The 22,108-nt window shown below is 58.9% G+C and carries 20 protein-coding genes; 6 read left to right on the top strand and 14 right to left on the bottom strand.

What is annotated here, in order from left to right; genetic code table 11:
- Window positions 1–51: 51 nt before the first annotated feature.
- From M1D99_RS24935 to M1D99_RS24960, 6 genes are all read right to left on the bottom strand, one after another.
- Window positions 52–1,086, bottom strand: a complete 1,035-nt coding sequence (locus tag M1D99_RS24935) for a DNA helicase UvrD (RefSeq protein WP_458130911.1) — start codon at window positions 1,084–1,086, stop codon at window positions 52–54.
- On the bottom strand, window positions 1,071–2,633 hold the full coding sequence (locus M1D99_RS24940) for an ATP-dependent nuclease (RefSeq protein WP_458130912.1): 1,563 nt from the start codon (window positions 2,631–2,633) through the stop codon (window positions 1,071–1,073). Before M1D99_RS24940 ends, M1D99_RS24935 begins: the two co-directional genes overlap by 16 nt.
- Before the next feature lie 245 nt (window positions 2,634–2,878).
- Window positions 2,879–3,238 carry a DUF6124 family protein gene (locus M1D99_RS24945; protein WP_458130913.1) on the bottom strand — a complete coding sequence of 120 codons (360 nt, stop codon included), beginning with the start codon at window positions 3,236–3,238 and terminating at the stop codon, window positions 2,879–2,881.
- Window positions 3,239–3,708: 470 nt separating this feature from the next.
- A complete protein-coding gene (locus tag M1D99_RS24950; protein WP_458130914.1) occupies window positions 3,709–4,065 on the bottom strand; it encodes a low molecular weight protein tyrosine phosphatase family protein in 357 nt (118 codons plus the stop codon).
- Window positions 4,062–4,256, bottom strand: a complete 195-nt coding sequence (locus M1D99_RS24955) for a hypothetical protein (RefSeq protein WP_250965261.1) — start codon at window positions 4,254–4,256, stop codon at window positions 4,062–4,064. The genes M1D99_RS24950 and M1D99_RS24955 overlap by 4 nt, the downstream gene beginning before the upstream one ends.
- 206 nt (window positions 4,257–4,462) lie before the next feature.
- A complete protein-coding gene (locus tag M1D99_RS24960; RefSeq protein ID WP_458130915.1) occupies window positions 4,463–4,822 on the bottom strand; it encodes a DUF6124 family protein in 360 nt (119 codons plus the stop codon).
- Between the two features lie 491 nt (window positions 4,823–5,313).
- Between M1D99_RS24960 and M1D99_RS24965 the strand changes: the two genes are divergently transcribed.
- Together M1D99_RS24965 and M1D99_RS24970 are read left to right on the top strand one after the other, a co-directional pair.
- The gene (locus M1D99_RS24965) at window positions 5,314–6,537 is read left to right on the top strand and encodes a colicin E3/pyocin S6 family cytotoxin (protein ID WP_458130916.1); all 1,224 of its coding nucleotides are present in this window, start codon (window positions 5,314–5,316) and stop codon (window positions 6,535–6,537) included.
- A gap of 7 nt (window positions 6,538–6,544) precedes the next feature.
- Complete coding sequence (locus M1D99_RS24970; protein WP_458130917.1) at window positions 6,545–6,799, top strand: colicin E3-like toxin immunity protein; 255 nt, start codon at window positions 6,545–6,547, stop codon at window positions 6,797–6,799.
- A 70-nt stretch (window positions 6,800–6,869) separates the two neighbouring features.
- On the opposite strand, the gene M1D99_RS24975 is transcribed toward M1D99_RS24970, so the two are convergent.
- The 3 genes from M1D99_RS24975 to M1D99_RS24985 all read right to left on the bottom strand — a co-directional run bounded on the left by M1D99_RS24975 (window position 6,870) and on the right by M1D99_RS24985 (window position 8,777).
- The gene (locus M1D99_RS24975) at window positions 6,870–7,103 is read right to left on the bottom strand and encodes a hypothetical protein (RefSeq protein WP_458130918.1); all 234 of its coding nucleotides are present in this window, start codon (window positions 7,101–7,103) and stop codon (window positions 6,870–6,872) included.
- 238 nt (window positions 7,104–7,341) lie between these two features.
- Window positions 7,342–7,701, bottom strand: coding sequence for a DUF6124 family protein (locus M1D99_RS24980; RefSeq protein ID WP_458130919.1), 360 nt, complete (start codon window positions 7,699–7,701; stop codon window positions 7,342–7,344).
- Window positions 7,702–8,210: 509 nt separating this feature from the next.
- Window positions 8,211–8,777: a helix-turn-helix domain-containing protein gene (locus M1D99_RS24985; protein ID WP_458130920.1), complete on the bottom strand. Its 567-nt coding sequence runs from the start codon at window positions 8,775–8,777 to the stop codon at window positions 8,211–8,213.
- A 150-nt stretch (window positions 8,778–8,927) separates the two neighbouring features.
- Here M1D99_RS24985 and M1D99_RS24990 point away from each other — a divergent pair, with 150 nt between their 5' ends.
- The 3 genes from M1D99_RS24990 (at window position 8,928) to M1D99_RS25000 (ending at window position 10,995) form a co-directional block, all read left to right on the top strand.
- Entirely contained in the window at window positions 8,928–9,710 is a 783-nt protein-coding gene (locus M1D99_RS24990; protein WP_420764132.1) for an aldolase, read from the top strand.
- 19 nt (window positions 9,711–9,729) lie between these two features.
- Window positions 9,730–10,617 (top strand): dihydrodipicolinate synthase family protein, encoded by an 888-nt coding sequence (locus M1D99_RS24995; protein WP_458130921.1) that lies wholly within the window; start codon window positions 9,730–9,732, stop codon window positions 10,615–10,617.
- Between the two features lie 96 nt (window positions 10,618–10,713).
- Entirely contained in the window at window positions 10,714–10,995 is a 282-nt protein-coding gene (locus tag M1D99_RS25000; protein ID WP_458130922.1) for a Rho-binding antiterminator, read from the top strand.
- Between the two features lie 307 nt (window positions 10,996–11,302).
- On the opposite strand, the gene M1D99_RS25005 is transcribed toward M1D99_RS25000, so the two are convergent.
- Window positions 11,303–11,581: a hypothetical protein gene (locus M1D99_RS25005; RefSeq protein WP_186730021.1), complete on the bottom strand. Its 279-nt coding sequence runs from the start codon at window positions 11,579–11,581 to the stop codon at window positions 11,303–11,305.
- 310 nt (window positions 11,582–11,891) lie between these two features.
- On the opposite strand from M1D99_RS25005, the gene M1D99_RS25010 reads away from it, so the two are divergent.
- Entirely contained in the window at window positions 11,892–12,977 is a 1,086-nt protein-coding gene (locus M1D99_RS25010) for a diguanylate cyclase domain-containing protein (protein WP_458130923.1), read from the top strand.
- On the opposite strand, the gene M1D99_RS25015 is transcribed toward M1D99_RS25010, so the two are convergent.
- The 4 genes from M1D99_RS25015 to M1D99_RS25030 all read right to left on the bottom strand — a co-directional run bounded on the left by M1D99_RS25015 (window position 12,961) and on the right by M1D99_RS25030 (window position 22,027).
- Window positions 12,961–15,312 carry a TonB-dependent receptor gene (locus M1D99_RS25015; RefSeq protein ID WP_458130924.1) on the bottom strand — a complete coding sequence of 784 codons (2,352 nt, stop codon included), beginning with the start codon at window positions 15,310–15,312 and terminating at the stop codon, window positions 12,961–12,963. The two genes, M1D99_RS25010 and M1D99_RS25015, sit on opposite strands and share 17 nt — an antisense overlap.
- A gap of 1 nt (window position 15,313) precedes the next feature.
- Window positions 15,314–17,701 carry a 7TM-DISM domain-containing protein gene (locus tag M1D99_RS25020; protein WP_458130925.1) on the bottom strand — a complete coding sequence of 796 codons (2,388 nt, stop codon included), beginning with the start codon at window positions 17,699–17,701 and terminating at the stop codon, window positions 15,314–15,316.
- Window positions 17,701–18,537, bottom strand: coding sequence for a response regulator transcription factor (locus tag M1D99_RS25025; protein WP_238349488.1), 837 nt, complete (start codon window positions 18,535–18,537; stop codon window positions 17,701–17,703). The genes M1D99_RS25020 and M1D99_RS25025 overlap by 1 nt, the downstream gene beginning before the upstream one ends.
- A gap of 1,825 nt (window positions 18,538–20,362) precedes the next feature.
- On the bottom strand, window positions 20,363–22,027 hold the full coding sequence (locus M1D99_RS25030; RefSeq protein ID WP_458130926.1) for a ShlB/FhaC/HecB family hemolysin secretion/activation protein: 1,665 nt from the start codon (window positions 22,025–22,027) through the stop codon (window positions 20,363–20,365).
- Window positions 22,028–22,108 lie beyond the last annotated feature (81 nt).

Genomic DNA, 22,108 nt, shown 5'->3' on the forward strand with positions numbered 1-22,108 from the left:
GACAGCTTTATTTGCAAACAAGCACATCTGCCACTGTATTCGCAGTCCACCTTAACCAGTTTTGAACGATTTGAACAATTTTTCAGGCACCAGATACAGCCTCCCGCGCGTCCGTGAAAAGGCAACATACAGTTTGTTTTTTGTCTGTGGAGGGAGCGTATCAAGCAAGGACTCTTTGTAGCTCTTCCAGTGAGTAGCACCCAGCACAACGCAGACATCTCCATAATGATCCAGCCCCTTACTGGCGCCCCAATTGTTAGACACACACCCGTACTTGTAATGTTCTTGATAGAACAACTTTACGACGCTGGCGTCCGCATGCACAGCGTTAGCTTCCGCTTGACTAGCCAACGATATGATTTCGGTTTTATCGGTATGTTGTGACTGCATATCAATCTGCAGGTGTGCACGAATAAAATCGCACACGGTGATGCCACATCTCCAACTTCGACTCAATGTCTTTTTATCAACGGTGACACCCGCCTTTAGAAAATGCTTTTCGTATTTATCGATATCAGCGTGTAAAGAGCTATTCACGTTTCCATCACGACTGGTGTCAAAGGTATGCTGGTAGAAGTCGCCTACAAACAGCATTTCAATCTTGGCTTTCGCTAAAGCCATCAGCAGATTGAAGTCATGGCCTGCTAGATCTTGAACCTCATCGACATAAAACTCATCGTAAAAGCGCTCCATTCGGGCCATCACATCAGGAATTGCGCCTTCGACCTCAATAAGCTTCGCTAAACGGTTGTGATATAGGCTTCCACCTTTATTTGTATAGTAAGCTATATCGTCACGCTTGAGTTTCAATGTTCGAGGGTGTGGTATTCGGAAGCTGACCCCTCTAGTTTCCAAGCGCACCTGCAGCAACGGGCGATAGCAAAAGCTATGGAGGAATGTGAAATAACTGAGGAGATTTATATTCCGGGGAACATGACCGAACCGTTTAATGATGCTATCGCGCAAGTGGCGATAATTATTTTCCGTGTAGGTGACAATTAGCGCGCGTCTTTCCAGGCTCAGGCGGTTCACTAGCAAGGTTGTCTTACCTGATCCTGCTACAGCGAACATCACTCGTTTATCCATTGGATTGCCTCCACGATGTAGGCCGGAACGGTGAGTTCACCTGGCTTGTCCTTGAGTAGCTCAAATGCAGCTTCAGCCTTGTTTGCTAGCATGTATTCCAAAGGAGAAAGCGTTTTTCGTCCTGGTCCGAAGGCGGTCTTGCAGGTTTCTTCGTTGTCGTTGTGCAACCCTATTTCGAAGGTTGAACGTTTATCATCTCTGTCGGCAAATACTTTGGCATGGTCCGATACGAAGTCGACGTAGTTTTCTACGCAGTTCTTCTGATAGTTCTTGTCATTGTCCCGTATGGCTGCGACCCGAATTCCAAGCAGGTTGGCGAGCTCCATGTATCTTTTGAAGCTGGTTCCGCCGATTGAGATTATATGGACGTCGTCTGCATGCGGTAGACGCCCGTTTGTACATTGCTTATAGAATTCCTCCACAAGGATGAATTCGGCATCACCTTCAACCAAAATCACCTTCTTCGAAAGCGCGAACTCCAAAACATTATTGTCCGGGGCCTTCATGAAGAATTCTGCGGTTTCGGTTGATAGGGCTTTAAGTGAACCAGCAGCTGCATTCGGGCCGATCAAAAGGGCATGCCGAAGATCTAGCCTTGAGCAAATATGGCTGCTGTGGGTTGCGATGAAAAGCTGTGTACTCTCGTTCTTCGCTAGCTTGGCGACAAGTGCTTTCATGGAGGAATGGCTGAGATGGTTTTCAGGTTCCTCCAAAAGCATTACATCTAAACCGCCTTGCTTGTGCTTGCTCAGCGCGAATTCGGTTTTGATGAAGCACTGCCTTCCTTTCCCATGGTTCTCAAGCGGAATATTGTCTTCCGTGATGATTAGGTCGGTTTCCAGATTCGACCGGACGCTAGTACGCACGTCAAACTGATACGCGGGAAGGTCAGCGTTGAGGCCTGCTAGATGCTGTCCGGTAAACGCATGCTTGCCTTGGCGATACAGGTTTTCAAGTTTATAACGGTCTTCGACGGGGGCGTTGAACGCGTACACGGCTCGGGTGTATTCACGAGATGCGTAGTCTCCATCGATACGTGAGCCGTCCAGCATCATGTGCTTAATGGGGCGGTTGAATGCTGCGTAGGGTCTGCCGGCGAACGTTTCAAACCGCACCGCGTAATATTCGAATGGGAAGTTCGGTTGATCGTCAGCCAAGATGGCTCGCACCGCTTCGCCATACTCAGCCATCACCGCAAGGATCATGCGCAGCCCGTCAGTCTGGCGCTGGTGGGCGTTGTTGGTTCCATAGAGGCTTTCGTCGTCGCCTTCCTCTAGGAAAACGTCGACTACCAGCTCAGGTAGTTTCTCCAGGCTCTTCTCCCCTGCAAGGAAGGTGTTCACCGAATCCTTGTTGAGCAGTGTTTCTGCACCCAGAGCTTCAATGCGGTTGCGGCTCCCGCCGAGTGCGAGGTCTAGAGCAAGCAAAATGCTGCTTTTTCCTGCCTCATTGTTGCCAATCAGCACATTCTTGCCAGACTCGAAATCGAGAGTGAGAGTCTTGAATTTCTTGAAGTTCAGAATTACCACTTTCCTTATGGTGTGCATGTCACTGGACTCCTATTACCACCGCACTGAATAAATGATCAAATGAGGTATAGCAGCAAAACGCCACTGCTGCGCTACGAAAAATGTCATACCTCCGCTAGCAGAAGAAAGCCTCAGATTTAATAGAGAGCGAAGCTATTCGAGGCCTTAGATTTACGGGAGCGCTAGTCTTCCTTGGGCACAAAAAAAAGGCCTTGCTGGGCAAGACCTTTTTTTCAATCCAGAGAGCACGTACCGTTACTGCCCTACCTCACGTCAACAATATCCAAAGCCCGATTCGCCAACAGCTCACTCACCTCAATCACCTGCAAAATCCCCAACGCAACACGCCGCCGCGATCCATCCAGATCAAACGCCAGATCACTGATCATGGCATTCGCCGAAGCCAGATTCTCACTGAGATTCGCAAGCAAACACTCAGAATCCACATTCGGATCAATGCGAAGAATGGAGTCGGACTTGTCAGACGTTTCGCCCTTAGGCTTGGGTTTCAGGTAGTAATCCAACGCGCGAGTGGCCGCGTCGTCGAGCTTTTTGTTGCGGGCAGACTGGGCACGAGATGTGGGTTCGTCTGTTACTGGAGGATTCGGTGTAATTTTGACCATAGCCTTAGCTCTCTTTTGGTTGAGGCTACGACCCGCTCGCGACTAAACGATTGGGAGGCAGCTGTACGCAGGTTAGTCGACCGACGAGCTAAGAAATCGGCGCGCCCGGAGGCGCCCTGCGCACAGCCACCATCGAGTGCAGGGATGGGGATACCTGACTGATGGACGCTTGAGCGACTTAGCAACGACGGGCGACTAAACCCGATCACTGATGAGCAGTGACAGGTCACAAACTACCGGCGCAGCCCAAGGCGGACAAGCCGGCGGATTCTGGCGTAGTTGTAGGCAAAGGCGCAAGGCGGTGTGGGCTGGCGAGCTTTGATTGTCCGGGGTCTGTAGGCTTATGCCGACACTGTTTCTCTTCGACAGGTAGGTCAGCATGGGAAAGGGGTCGGCCAACGGAAATAGATAAATCTGCCCTCGATGACTCGACATCAGGGTCACAAAAAAAACCAGCTTCCCTGGGAAACCTATCTATCTGTGCCGTCAGAAGGATCAATCAATGTTGCTAGGTAGAACGTCACGGTGTCTACGAGCAGGTCCACCAGTTCAGGGTCCATGTAACGGTAATCATCGGGAATATCCAGAACATGAAGCCGCTTGTGTTCAAGCAGCCTAGCGTACTCTGCCCGCAGCCGATGCTCGTGCTTGCGCTCCATCACAAAGATGACATCGGCCCAACGGATATCCGCTGGGCCGATAGGTTTGCGTGCGTTGGGGCTAGTGCCCGCCGAGCGAGCGCCGAAACCGGGACGGCGACGCCAGATCGCTTCCGCCGTAGGGCTACGCCATTGGTTGCGGCTGCAAACGAACAGGAGGTTAGTCACTCTTGATCCAACAATTGGCGAGTGGTGCAAATGGGATAGCTCATGCCGAGTTGGCGTGCCCTGTGCAGTTTGTCGGCACGGGTGTATATCAGCTTCCAGTTCTTTTCTGGCCTGGCTTCCTGCGGACGAACCGCTTCGTGCCTACCATCTTTACGGGACTGTGCGCGTCTCCAGCTACGGGTTCTTTCCATGGTCATTTCCTCGTGAGTACCGGGTTCAGCAGCCGCGGTAATACGAGGTGGGAGATATGGTAAGCATTAATCGGGGAGGTGGCTAGACGCTGTAGTAGCCACCTCACATAACGAAAACCGCTCCCCTATTGTTTCAGCCGCATCTCGTTCAACGAAAAAGGCCTCGCACAGCAAGACCTTTTTCGTTGGGCTGCAAGCGGCTTGGGCTACCTCACCTCAACAATATCCAACGCCCGATTCGCCAACAGCTCACTCACCTCAATCACCTGCAAAATCCCCATCGCAACACGCCGCCTCGACCCATCCAGATCAAACGCCAAATCATTAATCATCGCGTTCGCCGATGCCAAATTCTCACTGAGATTCGCAAGCAAACACTCAGAATCCACACTCGGATCAATCCGTAAAATGGAGTCGGTCTTGTCAGACGTTTCGCTCTTAGGTTTGGGTTTCAGGTAAAAATCCAACGCTCGCGCGGCAGCGTCATCGATTTTCTTGTTGCGGGCAGACTGAGCACGGGAGACGTGTTCGTTCGTATCGGGGGGATTCGGAGTATCTTTTGCCATTATCTTGTTTCCTGTAGTTGGAGCCATCACCCGCTCGCGACTAAACGATGGGAGGCAGCTGTACGCAGGTTAGTCGACCGGGGAAACAAGAAACCGGCGCGTCCGAGGACGCCCTGCGCACAGCCACCATCGAGTACAGGATGGGAATCCCGACTGGATGACGCCTTGCACAACCTGTTTCACCCTGGGCGACTAAACCCGATCACTGATGAGCAGTGACAGGTCCCAAACTACCGGCGCAATCCAAGGCGGACAAGCCGGCGGATTCTGGCGTAGTTGTAGGCAAAGGCGCAAGGCGACGTCGGCTTGCGAGTTGCGGTTGCCCAATGACTGACAGCCCCATTTGACGCGCCAGATTGTCCCGGTCTTCGATAGCCAGCCCTACCTGTTTTGAGGAAACCGGAACAACCACTTCAAGAAACTTCCTACATCGCGTCCCGCTCTTCCCGCGTTAGCGTCTGTCCTGCATTTCAGCGGACGAGATTCACTACGTGGCGACACGCAAAAAAGACATCCCCCAGGTTCGAAACCCGCCCGGCGGCGACGGGCATCACCTCACTTATCGGGACATGAGCGCCAGCGAACTGGCCGAGCGCGACGGCCTACAGCAGGCTTATGAAGCCATGCTTGCCCGGCAATCCGCCTACGAACAAGCGCGCTGGGCCACGGTGGATAACAAGCCGTTGTCCAGCGTTGCCGGATGCGTGTTTGCCAAGAGCTGCAAGCTCCCCAACGGCATCATCGATTACAGCAACCCCAACGGTTACGTCCCGGCGGACCTGGTCAAGCAGTACGGCGATCTCATGTGGCTTGGCGGTCGGAGCGCCGACCCATCCGGCGCGATCCCCCTTGAGCGGATCGGCGCTGGCGCGGTTCCCGTTACCTTGGGCCGGCTCGCGCTGGGCGGCTCGGCAACTTCCACGGCTGCCGCTGCGGGCGGCACCGTCGGCGCTGCCCTGCTGACAGGCATCGTCGCCCTGCTCTGGCCGTCCAATCTGGGCGACAGCGCGCTTTACAGCGAAGACCAGCTACGCGACCTCAAGCAAGCCCGCAGCCGCATGCGTCTGAGCATCGAGCAGCAGGCCGATGGCAGTCTCAAGGGGTATGGCTTCTATACCGGCCAGCATCCCGATTGGGAAATGGTTGATGTTGTTCAGTTCACTCCGCGAGCCGATCAGTTCATCGCCGACCTGGGTGATGGCATCGAACTGATTTGGACGCCGGCTATCAATCCGGCTGACACCCTTGGCATCCCTGCCTTGGAAGCTGCGCCCCAGGCACCGCCTATTTGGATTTATCCGCCGACGCCGATGGCTGACAGCATCATCGTCGATCCGATCTATCCGCCGGAGTACAGGGATTTCATTCTGGTGTTTCCGGCGGACTCGGGGGTTCGACCGGTTTATGTTGTGGTCTCTGTCAGGCGAAGCGGTAACGCGGACCATGACTACTATCCAGCACCAGAAACCGAAGAAATTACCGGCTTTTCAAATCTAAAAGAGGTGAAAAAGAAAACACCAAAACAAGGAGGGGCAGGACTTAGAGAACGGTGGGCTGATCCTAAAGGAAGGACCATTTACGAATGGGATTCCAGGCATGGTGAGTTAGAGGCATACCGTGCAAGCGACGGAAGCCACCTAGGCGCGTTCGATCACGAAACGGGTTTGCAAGTAGGTCCGGCCAGAAAAAACCGCAACATCAAAAAATATTTGTGAGGACTCGATGGGCTTAAAACTTAGATTGGATTGGTACGACAAAAAAACCGAGGTAGGTGAAGGCAAAGAATATTCGAACGACATGGGAGATGATGCATCGGTAATCTCGGCGTTGAATCTGGAAAGCGAACCAGAAATATATGATGGGGGCTTTGATGTGCGCGCCGAATGGATACCTATCATCCAGCCCTTCTTTGACCATCCAATCTCCCCGGAAAAATTCGATTATCAAATTTCATTTCGGTACCGAGATAATTGGTAAAAAACACTAGCCACCTATCGAGACAGCTGGTAGCCATGGACCGAGCGCTTAATAAAAGAAGAATGCAAATTCACGCCACATACCGGGCCCGGCTAAAAAACAGTGCCGCGCCGATACCAATAGCACTGGTCGAGGCGACCCCCAGATCAAAACCGGAGATGAAAGACGGCAGCATAAAAATACTCGCAAATCCCAGGACAACCAGGGCAATGCCTAGCCATTTCCTGAGGCCGTAGGATTTCATATAGAAGAACAACAGCAGGAATACTGCGTATGCCAAGGCGTATAGGCCATATTCGTTCATATTCTTAGCCGCCTTGAGCCTTGATGATCATGGAGGATCCGGAGTGTTTCGGATCTATGCCACCATTTACCTGTGCATCGAAGCTCACGATAAAGGCGGGGATTTTGTCTTAGCTGGTGCGCTTTTCGCAAATGGTAAAAACGGGGCGTCGCTGCAATGGCCCGGATCAGCTACGTGGCTACGAACAAGAGAGGTCTCGTTGCCAAGACCTCTCTGGAGCGGAGGGCAAACGCCTCGCCTACCTCACCTCAACAATATCCAAAGCCCGATTCGCCAACAGCTCACTCACCTCAATCACCTGCAAAATCCCCATCGCAACACGCCGCCTCGACCCATCCAGATCAAACGCCAAATCATTAATCATCGCGTTCGCCGAAGCCAAATTCTCACTGAGATTCGCCAGCAAACACTCAGAATCCACCCCCGGATCAATCCGAAAAATGGAGTCGGTCTTGTCAGACGTTTCGCCCTTAGGCTTGGGTTTCAGATAAAAATCCAACGCTCGCGTAGCCGCGTCATCGATTTTCTTGTTGCGAGCAGACTGAGCACGGGAGACATGCTCGTTCGTATCAGGAGGATTCGGAGTCTCTTTTGCCATCGTCTTGCTTCCTGTCATTGGAGCCATCACCCGCTCGCTGCTAAACGATGGGAGGCAGCTGTACGCAGGTTAGCAGACCGGGGAAACAAGAAACCGGCGCGTCCGGGGACGCCCTGCGCACAGCCACCATCAAGTGCAGGAAGGAGATTCCTGACTGGATGACGCCTTGCACAACCTGTTTCACCACGAGCTGCTAAACCCGATCACTGATGAGCAGTGACAGGTCCCAAACTACCGACGCAACCCCAGGCGCACAAGCCGGCGGATTCTGGCGTAGTTGTAGGCAAAGGCGCAAGGCGCTGTGGCTTGGCGGGCCTTGTCGCTAGTGTCTGTCGGTCTTTACTGACAGGACGTCACTCGACGGGTCCGAGCAGGTGTCCGATGCCGTTCAATTGAGGCTGTCGAAAGTTCTGTGGCAAGGCGCTCATGGGAGGGGGCTGCTGCGCAGCCCAGCGGGAGCAAGCTCCCTCGCCACGGGGTTTGGTGGTTACCCAGTGAGCAACGTGGTGCTAGGCGTCTTCGCCCTTCTGTGCCGATTCAGCGCTGTGCACCACCACCAGCAACTGCGCCTGAACATCACCCACCGAGCGCAGGCGATGGGGTTTTTGCGCGTTGAAATGCAACGCATCGCCGCGATTCAACACGACGCGCTCGTTCATGAAGTCCACTTCCACCTGGCCTTCGTGAACGAACAGGAACTCCTCGCCCATGTGCTCCTTGAATGCATGATGCGCCGCGAATTCGGCCGGGGGGTAGAGGATGAAGGGCAGCAAGGTTCGCTCGGAAACCTGGTGAGCCAACACGGCGTATTCAGCGCTGCCAGGGTTCGCCGCCAGGGATTGGCGGTCTTCACACCGCACCAGGCTGTAGCTGTCGAGCGAGACGTTTTCCTCGGAGAACAACTCCTCGACTTTCACGTTCAACGCCTTGGACAGCTTGAGCGCCGTGGCGATGGAGGGCGTGCTCAGACCCCGTTCCACCTTGGACAGGTAGCTCTTGGTCATCCCGGTTTTTTCAGCCAGGACGTCCAGCGTCACACCGAGTTTTTTTCTGAGCAATTTCAAGCGAATGGACATAGGTAACCCACATTTCCAGGGAAACGGACAATCTGCGATTGCAAATGACACTTTGTGTCATATAGTCTATTTAGTGTCATTAGCACCTCCGCCCCACAGCTTCCATGACGCGGATCAAGAACGGTCAAAGAACGAATCAGGAGAACTGACATGAGCAAGACACTGGCGACGCCCAAGGACCAATTGGTCCAGCATGCTGTCAACCAGATGCAGAAATCACTGCCGGATAATACGTGGACTGTGCGACAAAAGCTGGCCCTGACCTGTCGCATCTTGTTCGAGAATGGTCACGACTCCGGCCTCGCCGGGCAGATTACCGCGCGCGGGCCGCAACCTGGCACCTACTACACCCAGCAACTGGGCCTGGGGTTTGACGAGATCACCGCCGGCAACCTGCTGTTGATCAACGAAGACCTTGAGGTTCTGGAGGGACACGGCATCCCCAACCCGGCCAACCGGTTTCACACCTGGGTCTACCGCGCCCGGCCGGATGTGAATTGCATCATCCACACCCACCCAACCCACATCGCCGCGCTGTCGATGCTGGAAGTGCCGCTGCAGATTTCCCACATGGATCTCTGCCCGTTGTACGAAGACTGCGCGTTCCTGGAAGGCTGGCCGGGCGTGCCCGTGGGCAACGAGGAAGGCGAGTTGATCGCCGGCGCCTTGGGTGACAAGCGAGCGATTCTGCTTTCCCACCACGGTCAATTGTCCACCGGCGAGACCGTGGAAGAAGCCTGCAATATCGCCCAATTGATCGAGCGCGCCGCGAAGCTGCAATTGCTCGCCATGGCCGCCGGCGAGGTGAAGCCGATCCTGCCGCACCTGGGCCGCGAAGCTCACGACTGGATCGCCCGTCCCAAGCGTCACGCGGCCGCCTTCAACTACTACGCCCGGCAGAACCTGCGCCAACACGCCGATTGCCTGAACTGAACCCAATAGGAGCGACGCCATGTCTACCCCCAACATCCACGGCATCATCGGTTACACCATCACGCCCTTCTCCGCCGACGGCCAAGGCTTGGACCTGGACGCATTGGGCCGGTCCATCGACCGCCTGATCGACAGCGGCGTGCATGCCATCGCGCCCTTGGGCAGCACCGGCGAAGGCGCCTACCTGAGCGACGTGGAGTGGGATCAGGTCAGCGAATTCAGCATCGCCCGCGTTGCCGGCCGGGTGCCGACCGTGGTCAGCGTGTCTGACTTGACCACCGCCAAAGCGGTGCGCCGCGCGCGTTTCGCCCAGGATCACGGCGCCGATGTGGTGATGGTCTTGCCGGCTTCCTATTGGAAACTGAGCGAGGCGGAAATCCTCAGGCACTACCAGACCATCGGCGCCAGCATCGATGTGCCGATCATGCTTTACAACAACCCGGCCACCAGCGGCATCGACATGTCCGTGGACTTGATCCTGCGAATTTTCAACGCCGTGGATAACGTCACCATGGTCAAGGAAAGCACCGGCGACATTCAGCGCATGCACAAGCTGCAACTGCTGGGCGAAGGCCAGGTGCCGTTCTACAACGGCTGCAACCCACTGGCGCTGGAAGCCTTCGCGGCCGGTGCCAAGGGCTGGTGCACTGCCGCGCCGAACCTCATTCCGCAACTCAATCTCGACCTGTACGCGGCCGTGTTGGCCAACGACCTGAGCAAAGCCCGGGCGCTGTTCTATCGTCAATTGCCGCTGCTGGATTTCATCCTCAAGGGCGGCTTGCCCGCTACCATCAAGGCTGGTCTGCGCACCCTCGGCCTGGAAGTCGGCGACCCGCGCTTGCCGGTGTTTCCGCTCGACGAGTCGGGGAATGACCGGTTGCAAGCGATGCTGAAGCAACTGCTCTGATTCGCCCTGCCCTGCGACCCGGCGGGTGGCGACTCAAAACGTCAACCTGTCGGTCGCTTCACTTCATTCTCAAACTGCAAAACGGCGAGGCGTGAGATGGACACCTATAAACCGCTGCACTGCGACCTGCACGACTACCTGGAGATTGCCTGCCTGTGCGGCTACACGCTGGACATCGAACTGACTGACGGCCAACGCGTGACGGCTCGGGCGATTACTACGCGGACCGCTTCCACGCGGGAAGAGTTTCTCGAAATCGACACGGCGGACGGTCGTCAGGAGATTCGTCTCGATCAGTTATTGGCAATTACGCCGCTGAATGAGAATGCGAGGTTTGGGCGGGTTGTGTTGATGGCCGATGACCAGGCAGGCCATTGAGATGGGTTCTTAAGTCGCGCGGGGCGGGTTTTCGTCCCGTGAGGTTGAGTCGGCTGAATACTCGTTGACTGACGCACCGCTATTCGCGAGCAGGCTCGCTCCCACAGGGGGCGCGTTGTGCCTGAATTCATTGGACATCCTGTCATCCCGTGGCGAGGGAGCTTGCTCCCGCTGGGCTGCGTGGCGGCCGTTTTGTGAGCGCTTCGCACTGGAGCGCCAGCCCGGTCAAGCGGGAGCAAGCTCCCTCGCCACGGGCTCATCGTCGTTCCTGAATGAGTGGTAGTTCAATGACTGACAGACTCATCCATCACCTTCTCCGAACAACCCCACCCCCTTTTCGCACGCCCAAGAACTCAAGAAAAAACGCCCACTCAAATTTCCTAGGCGCACGCACAAACCCATCAGCCAGTTTATCGACCTCGGCTCTCGCTCCCTCTGCGCTGTCATACGTCAGCGCGCAGACCGTTCCATCTGGAAAAAAGACGCTGTAATCATAACGAGGCCCCACCCAAATCCCATCGGCCCATCGGCCGCCCACCGGGCTTTTGTTGATCACGCAGCCTTTGTAGTTTTCTACGAATTCCATATCGCACCTCACGAAATCAAGCACCGTGATAGCGCGACACGTTTCGAGCGAAATCTCGCGATATCGCCTTCAGCATACGGCCCTCGAAAATTCTCGCGCACCAGTAGGAAATGACAGTAATTAATAACAACCAGCCACAAGCACGCAGCCGTTAATTCTGTTTGGCTATAAACCCCTCAAAAAATCTTTCCCCTCCATCCCTTCCCGCAAAGCCCACATCCTCTCCAGCAAACGCCCCTCCAGTTCCCCGCCTCGATAATCCCCGCTTCAGAAACCCCAAGCGCTGCAACCGAGCCCCCGTGTACCTCCCATGAACCTACGCACCTTCATTCGCAGCTATTGCCTCAACGCCAGGCTCGCCACGAATGCCCTGACCCGCCTGCACAAATCCCTCTCTTCCCTGGTCGCCTATCTGGCCCAGCAAGGCTTCGATTCCAACCTATGGCCCGCCACCCGTGACGAAGCCACACTGGACAACCGCATCAGCACCCTCTGCCCAGAGCTGGCCACCACCGTATTCAGCCACGCCCGCGAGGGCATCATCCTCGTCGACCCCTACGGTCGGGTCATCGCCGTGAACGAAGCCTTCTCCCGCCTCACCGGTTACAGCCAGGAAGAGGTGCAGGGCCGCGAGTTGAATTCCCACCGCATGGTCCGTCGCCTCACCGCCTTTTACGCCCCCATGAAAAACGCCCTGGATTTCCACGGCCATTGGTCCGGCGAGATCCAAAGCAACCACAAGGACGGCCGGGAGATGACGTCGCGGATCAGCATCAGCGCGGTGCATGACCGGCACGGCAATGTTCAGCACTACGTGGCGCTGCTCGGCGACATGACGCAGATGAAGCAGCGTCTGCAGTTGCTGGAGCGGGATGCGCGGTATGACGCGCTCACGCAATTGCCCAATCGGTTGTTGTTGGCCGAGCGGATGCGGCAGGCGTTGGGCAAGGCGCGGATTCATCAGCAGAAGGTGGCGATTGCGTTTATCGACCTGGATGGGTTCAAGGCGTTGAACGACAGTTATGGGCATGACTGGGGGGATCGGGTGTTGCAGATTGTCGCGGCGCGGATCAATGCGACGTTGCGGGACGGCGATACGTTGGCGCGCCTTGGGGGTGATGAGTTTGTCGCTGGGCTGGTGGGTTTGCATGCCGAGGAGGACAGCGAGCCGTTGCTCAAGCGGATGCTGGCGGCGGCGAATGCACCGATTTTGATTGGCGCGCAGACGGTGGAGATCGCCGCGAGTATTGGGGTGGCGTTTTACCCTGAGCATGGACAGGAGATCGATGGGCTGATCAGTAAGGCGGATCAGGCGATGTATCTGTCGAAGAAGGCCGGCGGCAATCGCTTGGCGTTTTGTCCGACGCGGTTTATTTCGCTCAATAGCGAAGCCTGACGGTGGTGCCGACGGTGCGTTCGCTGCCGGTCATGACGCCGTAGTCGCCGGCGCCGAGCAATGAGTAGACGGCAGTAATGTACTGGCGGTCGAAGACGTTGCGCACCCAGCCTTCCACTTCCCAGGCGCGGTCCTGGCTGCGCAGGCCCAGGCGCAGGTTGGTGAGGCCGTAGCTGGGTTGATAGCTGCCTTCGCCGCCTTCAAGGGTGCCGTAGTAGCCGGTGCGGAAGCTGTAGTCGATGCCGCTGAAGGCTTCCAGGCCGTAGGGCAGCGGGTGGGTGTGGTCGAGGCCGCTGCTGAGGTTCCATTCCGGCGCGTTGTAGAGGCGCTCGCCGCTGAGGTCGCAGGTCCATTGGCCCGAGGCCGGCGGGCACGGGGCGTTGGGGAAGCTGCGGTAGCGCGCGTCACTCCAGGCCACGCCCAGGCGGCCGGTGAGTCGGGGGGTGAGTTGCCAGGCGGAATCTAGTTCGATGCCGCGCAGGCGGACTTTGCCGACGTTGATCAGGTTGTCCCGCAGGGGGGGCGCGAACAGCGAGGTGGGCGGGCTGTAGGTGAGCGCTTGGTAGTCGTCGACGTCGGTCTGGTAGACGGCGAGGTTGAGCAAGGCGCGTTGATCCCAGAAGCGTGTCTTCATGCCCACTTCCAGGGACGTGGCGCGCTCCGGCTCGAAGGTGGGCGCGGTGAACGGGCCGATCACGTCGAAGTTGATGCCGCCGGCCTTGTAGCCTCGCGACCAACTGACGTAGCCCATCACCCCGTCGGTGAAGCGGTAGCTGGCGCTGAGCAGGCCTGAGACGTTGTCTTCTTTGATCGAGTCTTCGCGGTAATAAGCGCTGCCGAGGGCGATGTCGCGGAGCAGTTGCCCACCGGCCTGGAACACCGGGGGCAAACCCGTCAGCGGAGCGAGGTTGCTGACGTCCCGGGAGACCCAGCCGTCCTTGCGTTCCTGGCTGTAGCGCAGGCCACCGGTGAATTCCAACGGGTCGATTGGGCGCCAGGAGAGCTGGCCGAAAATGGCGCGGCTGTCGCCCTTCTGTTCGCCGTCATAGCGTTGCCGGGCGCCATCGAGCAGCACCGAAGGCACCTGCCTCGGATCGGTGAGGCTGACGCCGAAGATTTTTTGCAGTGCCTCCAGTTGATCGCCGACGAACCAGGGCGCGGCGTCCGGGCCAAATTCGGCGTCGATCTGCCGGTCGAGTTGTTGGCGCAAGTAATAGAGCCCGGCGACATAATCGACGGACGAGCCGGCGCTGCCGGAAAGGCGCCATTCCTGGCTGAACTGCCGATGGCCCAGGTCAGTTTCGGATTGGGCCACCGACAGCGCGGTGCTGTCGCCGTCGCGGCTGGCGCGGTAGTCCCAGTCGCGGTAGGCGGTGATGCTGGTGAAACGCATGGCCTCGTCCAAGTCCCAATTCAATTCCAGCGACACACCGTTTTGCAGGGTTCGCGGGCGCCCCGGCGCGTCGATGCGGTTTTCCCGTTGGTAAGGGTCGGGCTCCGCCAGCGGATAGCCAAGGAATTTGGCGCGTTTGCGGGTTTGCTCGCTGTAGTGATTGACCAACAGGACGTTGCCGGCGTCGTTCTGCTCGGCGTAGTCGGCGATCAGGCGGGCGCTGAAGTCGCTGTTCGGCGTCCACAGCAATTGGCCGCGCAGGCCTTGGCTGTCGGAATCGCCGAGGCGGCTGCCGTCTTGCAGGTTTTCAACGGCGCCTTCACTGGCGCCGTCGAATACGTTGAGTCGCCCGGCCAGTACGTCGTCTTGCAGCGGCCCGGAAAGCGCCCCGCGATATTCCCGCAGACCGCGCTCACCGTAAGTCGCTTCGAGATTGGCTTCGGGCTGGAACGTTGGTTGTTTGGTGATGATGTTCAACGCGCCGGCGGTGGTGTTCTTGCCGAACAAGGTGCCTTGGGGCCCGCGCAGGACTTCGATGCGCTCGATGTCCATCAACTCGGTGAACGCCATGCCCTGGCGCGCCTGGTAAACACCGTCGACGTAGGTGCCGACGCTGCCTTCCAGGCCATCGTTGTAGGCGGTGGCGCCGAAGCCGCGCAGGCCGAAGCCGGCGTAACGGGCGTCGTGACCGGAGACCACCAGGCCCGGAACCCGTTGCTGGATGTCTTGCAGTCGATGCAGGCCGGCTTCGTCCAGCTGATCGCCGTAGAGGACGTTGATCGGGATCGGCACGTCTTGCGGGTCTTCTTCGCGGCGGCGAGCGGTGACGGTGGTTTCGTCGAGCGTGAGGGCGCCAGGCGCCTCTTGCGCGGCATGGGCCGATGCCCAGGGCAACGCGAAGAGGCCGCCGAGCAAGAGCAGCCGATAACCCAGACCCGGCATGCTAGAACTCCCGGGCCATTTCGCGATGCTCCGTGTCCGGGCAAACCAATGTATTGATCCGTGCCAGCAGTTCGCGGCTGTCGGCGGGCTTGAGCAGTGCCGCGTCGAAGGCCAGGCCTTGCGGGTAACCTTCCGGCCTGCGTGGCGGGATCGCTGAATACAGCATCACGGGCAGCTCGTGCCCATGGTCGCGCACGTGTCGCAGCAGTTCCCAACCGTCCATGCCGGGCATCATCTGGTCGCTGATCAGCAGGTCGACCGGTTGATCAGCCAGGCAGGCCAAGGCGTCTTTGCCGTTCGCCGCGATGCTGACGTCGAAGCCGTAGCCGGCCAGCAGGTCGTAGAGCCACTCAGTGTTTTGTTCGATGTCGTCCACCAGCAGTACGTGTTTGCCCTGGCCATCGAGCGGCGTGAAGTTGTTGTCGACGATGCCATTCTCCAGGTCGTGTTCCTGGGCGCATTTGAGTTGCAGGCGAAAACTGAAGTGGCTGCCCTGCCCGGTGGCCTGGGGTTCGAGACGGCTGTCCATGCGCTCCAGCAGTTGCGTGACGATGGACAGGCCCAGCCCGCTACCTTCGTAGCGTTGCGCGTTGCGGCCACGGCGGAACGGTTGCAGCAGTTGTTCGAATTCTTGCGGGTCGATGCCGATGCCGGTGTCGATCACGCTGAAGCGCAGCTCCACGGTGTCAGCGGCGGTACCCGGGGAACAGCTCACTTCGAAACGGATCTGGCCGTCGCGGGTGAATTTTGCCGCGTTCGCCAACAGGTTCATGAGCACCTGCCGAAGCCGCTTGAAGTCAGCCTCCACCAGGGGCGGCAGGTCCTGCGCCAGCACCGCGTTGAAACTGTTGCACTGGCGCGCGGCGAGGAAGCCAGCCTCGTCGGCGACCTCCTGGAGGAAGCCGTACAGGTAGGCAGGCGCGAGGGTCAGTTGCATTTGCTCCAGTTCGCCACGGGAAAACTCGAGCATCTCGTCGATCAGTTCCAGTTGTTGGCGAGCGTTGCGCTCGATGGTGGCTTGATAGTCGCGGTTCGGCCCCGCATGGAGCAGGCGTGCGTAGTCGATGATGCGCACCAGCGGCGAGCGCAGGTCGTGGCTGATCCGCGCCATCAACGCACTGCGGGCCGCGAGGGATTCGCGCAACTGCGAGGTGCGCAGCGCCACGGTGCTTTCCAGGCGTTCCTGTTCGGCCTGGCGTTGTTGTTCGAGGCTCGACAGGGCGTGCTTTTCGCGGTTGCGGCTGCGGCTGACTTCCATGATCAATGTGAAGACCAGCAATACCACGCCCGGCAGGGCCGACGATAAGCTGTTTTTGCTTTCCGGCGCTTGCCAGGGCAACTGTTCCTGGGGAAAAAACCACCGCATCAGCATTTGCCCAACCAACAGCCCTGGCACCAGCCAGGCCATCCAGTTGTAGGGCAGACGCCTGCGCCACGCCATAAACAAGGTGGGGACCAGCGCACCGTAGAAACTCATCAGCGAGATTTGGACAATTAGCGCGCCCTGGACCGGGTCGACCTTGAGCCACCAGAGGCGGCCGAAGACACAGCCCAACAGCGGCACCCAGTAGCTCCAGCCAATGATCTTGGGCAATTGGGAAACCTGCAACAGCACGCGCATGTAGGCCAGGAACAGGACGATCGAGGTTGCACTGGTGAACGTCAGCAGCTCGCGTGTCCAGCCCAGTGCGCTGGGCCAGTAGATCAGGTAGCCATTGAGGATGCAGGTCAGCAGGATGTAGCTCAGGACTGCGCCGGCATTCACCGTCAGCAGTCGGGAACGGAGGATCCGGCCAACGATAAAGCCGAACGGCACGACCAGCAGGACAATGCCGAGGGAGAGTCCGTCGCTCAAATAGGTCTGTTGCTGGCTGCGGAGCAGCGCCGGTTCGGACCACAGTTCCGGCTCCAGCAACATCTGGAAATTGCTCGCCACTCGGACGAATACCGTGGCGCTCTCCCCCGCCGCCAACGACACCCGGAACGCCGGCTGACGCGCCGCCGGCTGCGGCCATTCGGCCAGGGGATGGGCGGCTCCGGCATGGGCTTCCTGCCCCGGTTGGTAGACACGAATGTCTTCCAGGCGCGGCGCGCCGACCACCAGCAAGCGCGAACACGCCGCAGCGCTTGAGTTGGTCAGTTGTAATTTCAACCAGAATGCAGAGCGGCTGTAACCCTGCGTCGGCCAGCTTGGGGTCGCGGCCTTGAAATCGGCGTCAGGCCGTTGGGCGATTTGTTCCAGGCTCAGGTGTGCCTGGGTGTCCTCGAAAATCTGCGCCACCGGCATCAGGCTCAGAGAGTCGGTGCGGCAGATATCCACAGGCGCCGCATGCACCAGGCCTGTGGATAACAACGTTATCGTCAGGGGTAGAAACTGTAGAAGCCGCATCAGGCGCGTCCGGCCGACTCGGTTTCGGCAATGCCCAGGGCTTGCTGGCGAAACTGGCTGGGCGTCATGCCGATGCGCTGGCGGAAGGCGGTGGTGAAGTTGCAGGCGTTGCGAAAACCCACCAGTTCGGCGACGTCCTGCACGCTCATGGCGCTTTCGCAGAGCAAGTCCTGGCCGCGCCGCAATCGGGCGTCGCGAATGTAGGCAAACACGGTCATTCCCAGGTGCTCGCGAAAAATCGCGGTGAGGCGTTTTTCGTGGGTGCCGACTTTTTGCGCGAGCATGCCCAGGGACGGCATGTCGTCCAACTGGTTTTCTATCAGTCGCATCGCCGCGCGCAGCACGATCTCATCGCCTTGCGGCTCCGGATCGGCGGGGCTTTCATGGACGGCCGGTGGCGCGCGCCAGGTCAATTGCAGGTGGATCTTGATGCGCGCCAGCACTTCTTCGGGGGCGCAGGATTTGGGGATGTAGTCCACCGCGCCCACGGTCAGCCCTTCCAATCGCTCCAACGACGTGTTGGCCGAGGACAGGAACAGGATCGGGGTGTGCCGGGTGGCCGGTGCCTCGCGCAGTAGCCGGCACAGGCTGAAGCCATCCATTTGTGGCATGTGCACGTCCAGGACGATGAGGTCCGGGCGCAGGGCCAGTGCCCGTTGATAACCCTGGTACGCGTCGCTGGCCAGGGAAATGCGCCAGGGCTGGGTCTTCAAGAGAATGAGCGTGGCGCGGATGTCTTCGGGCACATCGTCGATCAGCAGAATATGCGGCAACAGCTCGGACGCCGCCACGCCCCCCGCCGTCGCTGCCTGCCTTTCGTATCGTCCGTTGTCCATTCGCCAGGTCTCTTGTTGTGTTTAGCCAGGTCACTGTCGCGAAATTGCCAGGCGAGGAAACACGTATCGGGCCGGCAACAAGTCGATATAGCGGCAGGTAAGGCGAGAACTGAAGCTATCAAATTTTTGATGGGCGATAAACGGTCATGCCGACCGTGGGGTCCACTGATGCGGGACGATGCTGATGACCGTGGCGAGGGAGCTTGCTCCCGCTGGGGGGCGAAGCCGCCCCAAAGCAGCGAACCCAATCTTCCTGACTCACCGAGTAGCCTGGGTTGGGGGCCGCTGCGCAGCCCAGCGGGAGCAAGCTCCCTCGCCACAGGTGGGTGGAGCATGTGGCGGGGATAGGGAACAAGCGGTGGCTGCGCCTGGAAAAACCCAGGCGGGTGACCAATGCGGTTGATGCTGATGACCGTGGCGAGGGAGCTTGCTCCCTCGCCACAGGTGGGTGGGGCATGTGGCGGGGATAGGGAACAAGCGGTAGCTGCGCCTGGAAAAACCCAGGCGGGTGACCAATGCGGTTGATGCTGATGACCGTAGCGAGGGAGCTTGCTCCCGCTGGGGGGCGAAGCCGCCCCAAAGCAGCGAACCCAATCTTCCTGACTCACCGAGTAGCCTGGGTTGGGGGCCGCTGCGCAGCCCAGCGGGAGCAAGCTCCCTCGCCACAGGTGGGTGGGGTATGTGGCGGGGATAGGGAACAAGCGGTAGCTGCGCCTGGAAAAACCCAGGCGGGTGACCAATGCGGTTGATGCTGATGACCGTGGCGAGGGAGCTTGCTCCCGCTGGGCTGCGAAGCGGCCCCATAGCAGCGCACTCAATATGACTGGTACACCGAGCTGCCTGGTTTGGGGGCTGCTGCGCAGCCCAGCGGGAGCAAGCTCCCTCGCCACAGGTGGGTGGGGCATGTGGCGGGGATAGGGAACAAGCGGTAGCTGCGCCTGGAAAAACCCAGGCGGGTGACCAATGCGGTTGATGCTGATGACCGTGGCGAGGGAGCTTGCTCCCGCTGGGCTGCGAAGCGGCCCCAATGCAGCGCACTCAATATGACTGGTACACCGAGCTGCCTGGTTTGGGGGCTGCTGCGCAGCCCAGCGGGAGCAAGCTCCCTCGCCACAGGTGGGTGGGGCATGTGGCGGGGATAGGGAACAAGCGGTAGCTGCGCCTGGAAAAACCCAGGCGGGTGACCAATGCGGTTGATGCTGATGACCGTGGCGAGGGAGCTTGCTCCCGCTGGGCTGCGAAGCGGCCCCAATGCAGCGCACTCAATATGACTGGTACACCGAGCTGCCTGGTTTGGGGGCTGCTGCGCAGCCCAGCGGGAGCAAGCTCCCTCGCCACAGGTGGGTGGGGTATGTGGCGGGGATAGGGAACACAAGCGGTGGCTGCGCCTGGAAAAACCCTGGCGGGTGACCAATGCGGTTGATGCTGATGACCGTGGCGAGGGAGCTTGCTCCCGCTGGGCTGCGAAGCGGCCCCAATGCAGCGCACTCAATATGACTGGTACACCGAGCTGCCTGGTTTGGGGGCTGCTGCGCAGCCCAGCGGGAGCAAGCTCCCTCGCCACAGGTGGGTGGGGTATGTGGCGGGGATAGGGAACACAAGCGGTGGCTGCGCCTGGAAAAACCCTGGCGGGTGACCAATGCGGTTGATGCTGATGACCGTGGCGAGGGAGCTTGCTCCCGCTGGGCTGCGAAGCGGCCCCAATGCAGCGCACTCAATATGACTGGTACACCGAGCTGCCTGGTTTGGGGGCTGCTGCGCAGCCCAGCGGGAGCAAGCTCCCTCGCCACGGGGTTGTTGAGTACCTTGAATAAGCAGCAGTCGGTTAGAACTGGTAACCAATCTGAGCGAGCAACTGCGGGTTTTCCTGACGCGTATCGCTCTGGGCTTCACCGCCGGAGTGACGCCACGCCACCGTTGCATCGAACGAGATCTGGCCGTACTGGGCACGCAAACCCACACCGCCGCCAGAAATGCTGCGGGTGTTTTCCTCATCGGCCCACTCGTTGTGGTTGATGCGCACCTTGCCGGCATCCCAGAACAGGTAAGGTGTGAGCTTGTCGATCGGGTAGCGAAGTTCGATCTGGGTCAGCATGCCTTCGTCGCCCGAGGCTTCGCTTTGAGGATAGGCCCGCACGCCATCGATGCCACCAAGGCTGAAGTCTTCGGAAGAGTCGAGGTTGTCCTGGCTCCACTGCCCGAGGACACGGGCAAACAGCGTGAAGTTGGCGGGCAGCGCTTGCAGCCGGGCGAGATCGACGTTCACTTTGCTGAATTGGCCCTCGGTCTGGGCGGTCTGGCGGTCGCCCTCGCGCAGGGCCGAGTCCAGTTTCAGGTCACCGTAGGTCAGCGTCGCGCCGCCGTAGGTGATGCCGCCGCCGAACAAGGTGTCCCGTACGTCGAATTGCAAGCTGATGGGCAGCGAGTTGCTGCTTTTTTCAAAGCTCAGGCCCAGCACTTCGTATTTGTCCTCAAGCTCTTTGTGCTGGTATTGCCCGGCCAACATGAGGTTCGCCTGATTGCTGCGAATGAGCGGATAACTCAAGCCAATGCTGCTGACCTCGGCGGTACCGGTCGCCCCCAGGTCGGCGAATTCCTCGCCCAGGTCGTAAGCGCTCTGGGCATAACCGACGTTGCCACGCAGGCCGGATGTGCCCAATGGCATCGAGTAGCCGAGGCTGCCGAAATACAGCTCCTCATCGGTGGCCATCACGGCGGCGCTGAGCTTGTCGCCGAGCATCATCGGGCTGTTCCAGTCACCTTGTACCGTCAGGCGATTGCGCCCCGAGTAGCGGTTGCCGTGGTTGTCCAGCGTGGCCTTGCCTTCGAAGGCCTTGGTTTTGCTCACTTGGGCATTGAGGTCGCCCGTACCGAGCTCGTCACCCGGGCGGATGACCGGACGAACCGCCACGCCCGGCAAGTCCGAAAGCACCAAGATGCTGCGCTCCAAGCGGTCACGCTCGATCACATCGCCCGGCTTCAAGTCGTCCAGGAACGGCTGCGCCTGCTCGGCGAGTTTCCCATCGTCGTTGACGGCGGTGACTTTGCCATAACGGCCTTCGATCACGGCGATGGTCAGCTCGCCATTGGCCATGCGTTGGGCCGGCAAATAGGCGCGTGCGAACGGGTAGCCGTTCTCGCGGTAGTAAAGCGTGACCTGCCGGGCGATTTCCCGCAATTCGTCCAGATCGTGAGCCTTACCCACGGCTGGCGCGACGACGCGTTGCAGGCTGGCTTCGTCGATGCGGGTGTTGTCGGTGAAACGGACAGCGTTGAGCTGGACCTTGGCGCCGCCGACTTTTTCCTGGGCCGGTTGCGGTGCTTCTACATCCAGGCGAATGCTTTGCGGCAACTCCTGCTGGGGAATCGGCAATTCCTGCAGGATCCGGCCGGCGTCGGGGATCGGGCGTGTCGGCAGGGTCGCGGCCCAGGCCTGGGAAGTGGATAACAACGCCAGACCAGCGGCGCAGGACATCAGTTTGTTATGCATTGAATAAGTCTCGAAGAATGCGGGTTGCCTGAGCCCATGACCGCGTCCGGGGGACGCGGCCAAGGGGCTCCTTCAAATGGA

It is taken from the genome of Pseudomonas sp. R3-41, assembly GCF_054161485.1.

Coding starts and splice junctions, on each gene's coding strand:
- M1D99_RS24940 (WP_458130912.1), bottom strand. CDS start 2,633: ATGCACACCATAAGGAAAGTGGTAATTCTGAACTTCAAGAAATTCAAG.
- M1D99_RS25020 (WP_458130925.1), bottom strand. CDS start 17,701: ATGCGGCTTCTACAGTTTCTACCCCTGACGATAACGTTGTTATCCACA.
- M1D99_RS24955 (WP_250965261.1), bottom strand. CDS start 4,256: ATGGAAAGAACCCGTAGCTGGAGACGCGCACAGTCCCGTAAAGATGGT.
- M1D99_RS25025 (WP_238349488.1), bottom strand. CDS start 18,537: ATGGACAACGGACGATACGAAAGGCAGGCAGCGACGGCGGGGGGCGTG.
- M1D99_RS25005 (WP_186730021.1), bottom strand. CDS start 11,581: ATGGAATTCGTAGAAAACTACAAAGGCTGCGTGATCAACAAAAGCCCG.
- M1D99_RS24935 (WP_458130911.1), bottom strand. CDS start 1,086: ATGGATAAACGAGTGATGTTCGCTGTAGCAGGATCAGGTAAGACAACC.
- M1D99_RS25010 (WP_458130923.1), top strand. CDS start 11,892: ATGAACCTACGCACCTTCATTCGCAGCTATTGCCTCAACGCCAGGCTC.
- M1D99_RS24970 (WP_458130917.1), top strand. CDS start 6,545: ATGGGCTTAAAACTTAGATTGGATTGGTACGACAAAAAAACCGAGGTA.
- M1D99_RS24995 (WP_458130921.1), top strand. CDS start 9,730: ATGTCTACCCCCAACATCCACGGCATCATCGGTTACACCATCACGCCC.
- M1D99_RS24990 (WP_420764132.1), top strand. CDS start 8,928: ATGAGCAAGACACTGGCGACGCCCAAGGACCAATTGGTCCAGCATGCT.
- M1D99_RS24975 (WP_458130918.1), bottom strand. CDS start 7,103: ATGAACGAATATGGCCTATACGCCTTGGCATACGCAGTATTCCTGCTG.
- M1D99_RS24985 (WP_458130920.1), bottom strand. CDS start 8,777: ATGTCCATTCGCTTGAAATTGCTCAGAAAAAAACTCGGTGTGACGCTG.
- M1D99_RS25015 (WP_458130924.1), bottom strand. CDS start 15,312: ATGCCGGGTCTGGGTTATCGGCTGCTCTTGCTCGGCGGCCTCTTCGCG.
- M1D99_RS25030 (WP_458130926.1), bottom strand. CDS start 22,027: ATGCATAACAAACTGATGTCCTGCGCCGCTGGTCTGGCGTTGTTATCC.
- M1D99_RS25000 (WP_458130922.1), top strand. CDS start 10,714: ATGGACACCTATAAACCGCTGCACTGCGACCTGCACGACTACCTGGAG.
- M1D99_RS24960 (WP_458130915.1), bottom strand. CDS start 4,822: ATGGCAAAAGATACTCCGAATCCCCCCGATACGAACGAACACGTCTCC.
- M1D99_RS24980 (WP_458130919.1), bottom strand. CDS start 7,701: ATGGCAAAAGAGACTCCGAATCCTCCTGATACGAACGAGCATGTCTCC.
- M1D99_RS24945 (WP_458130913.1), bottom strand. CDS start 3,238: ATGGTCAAAATTACACCGAATCCTCCAGTAACAGACGAACCCACATCT.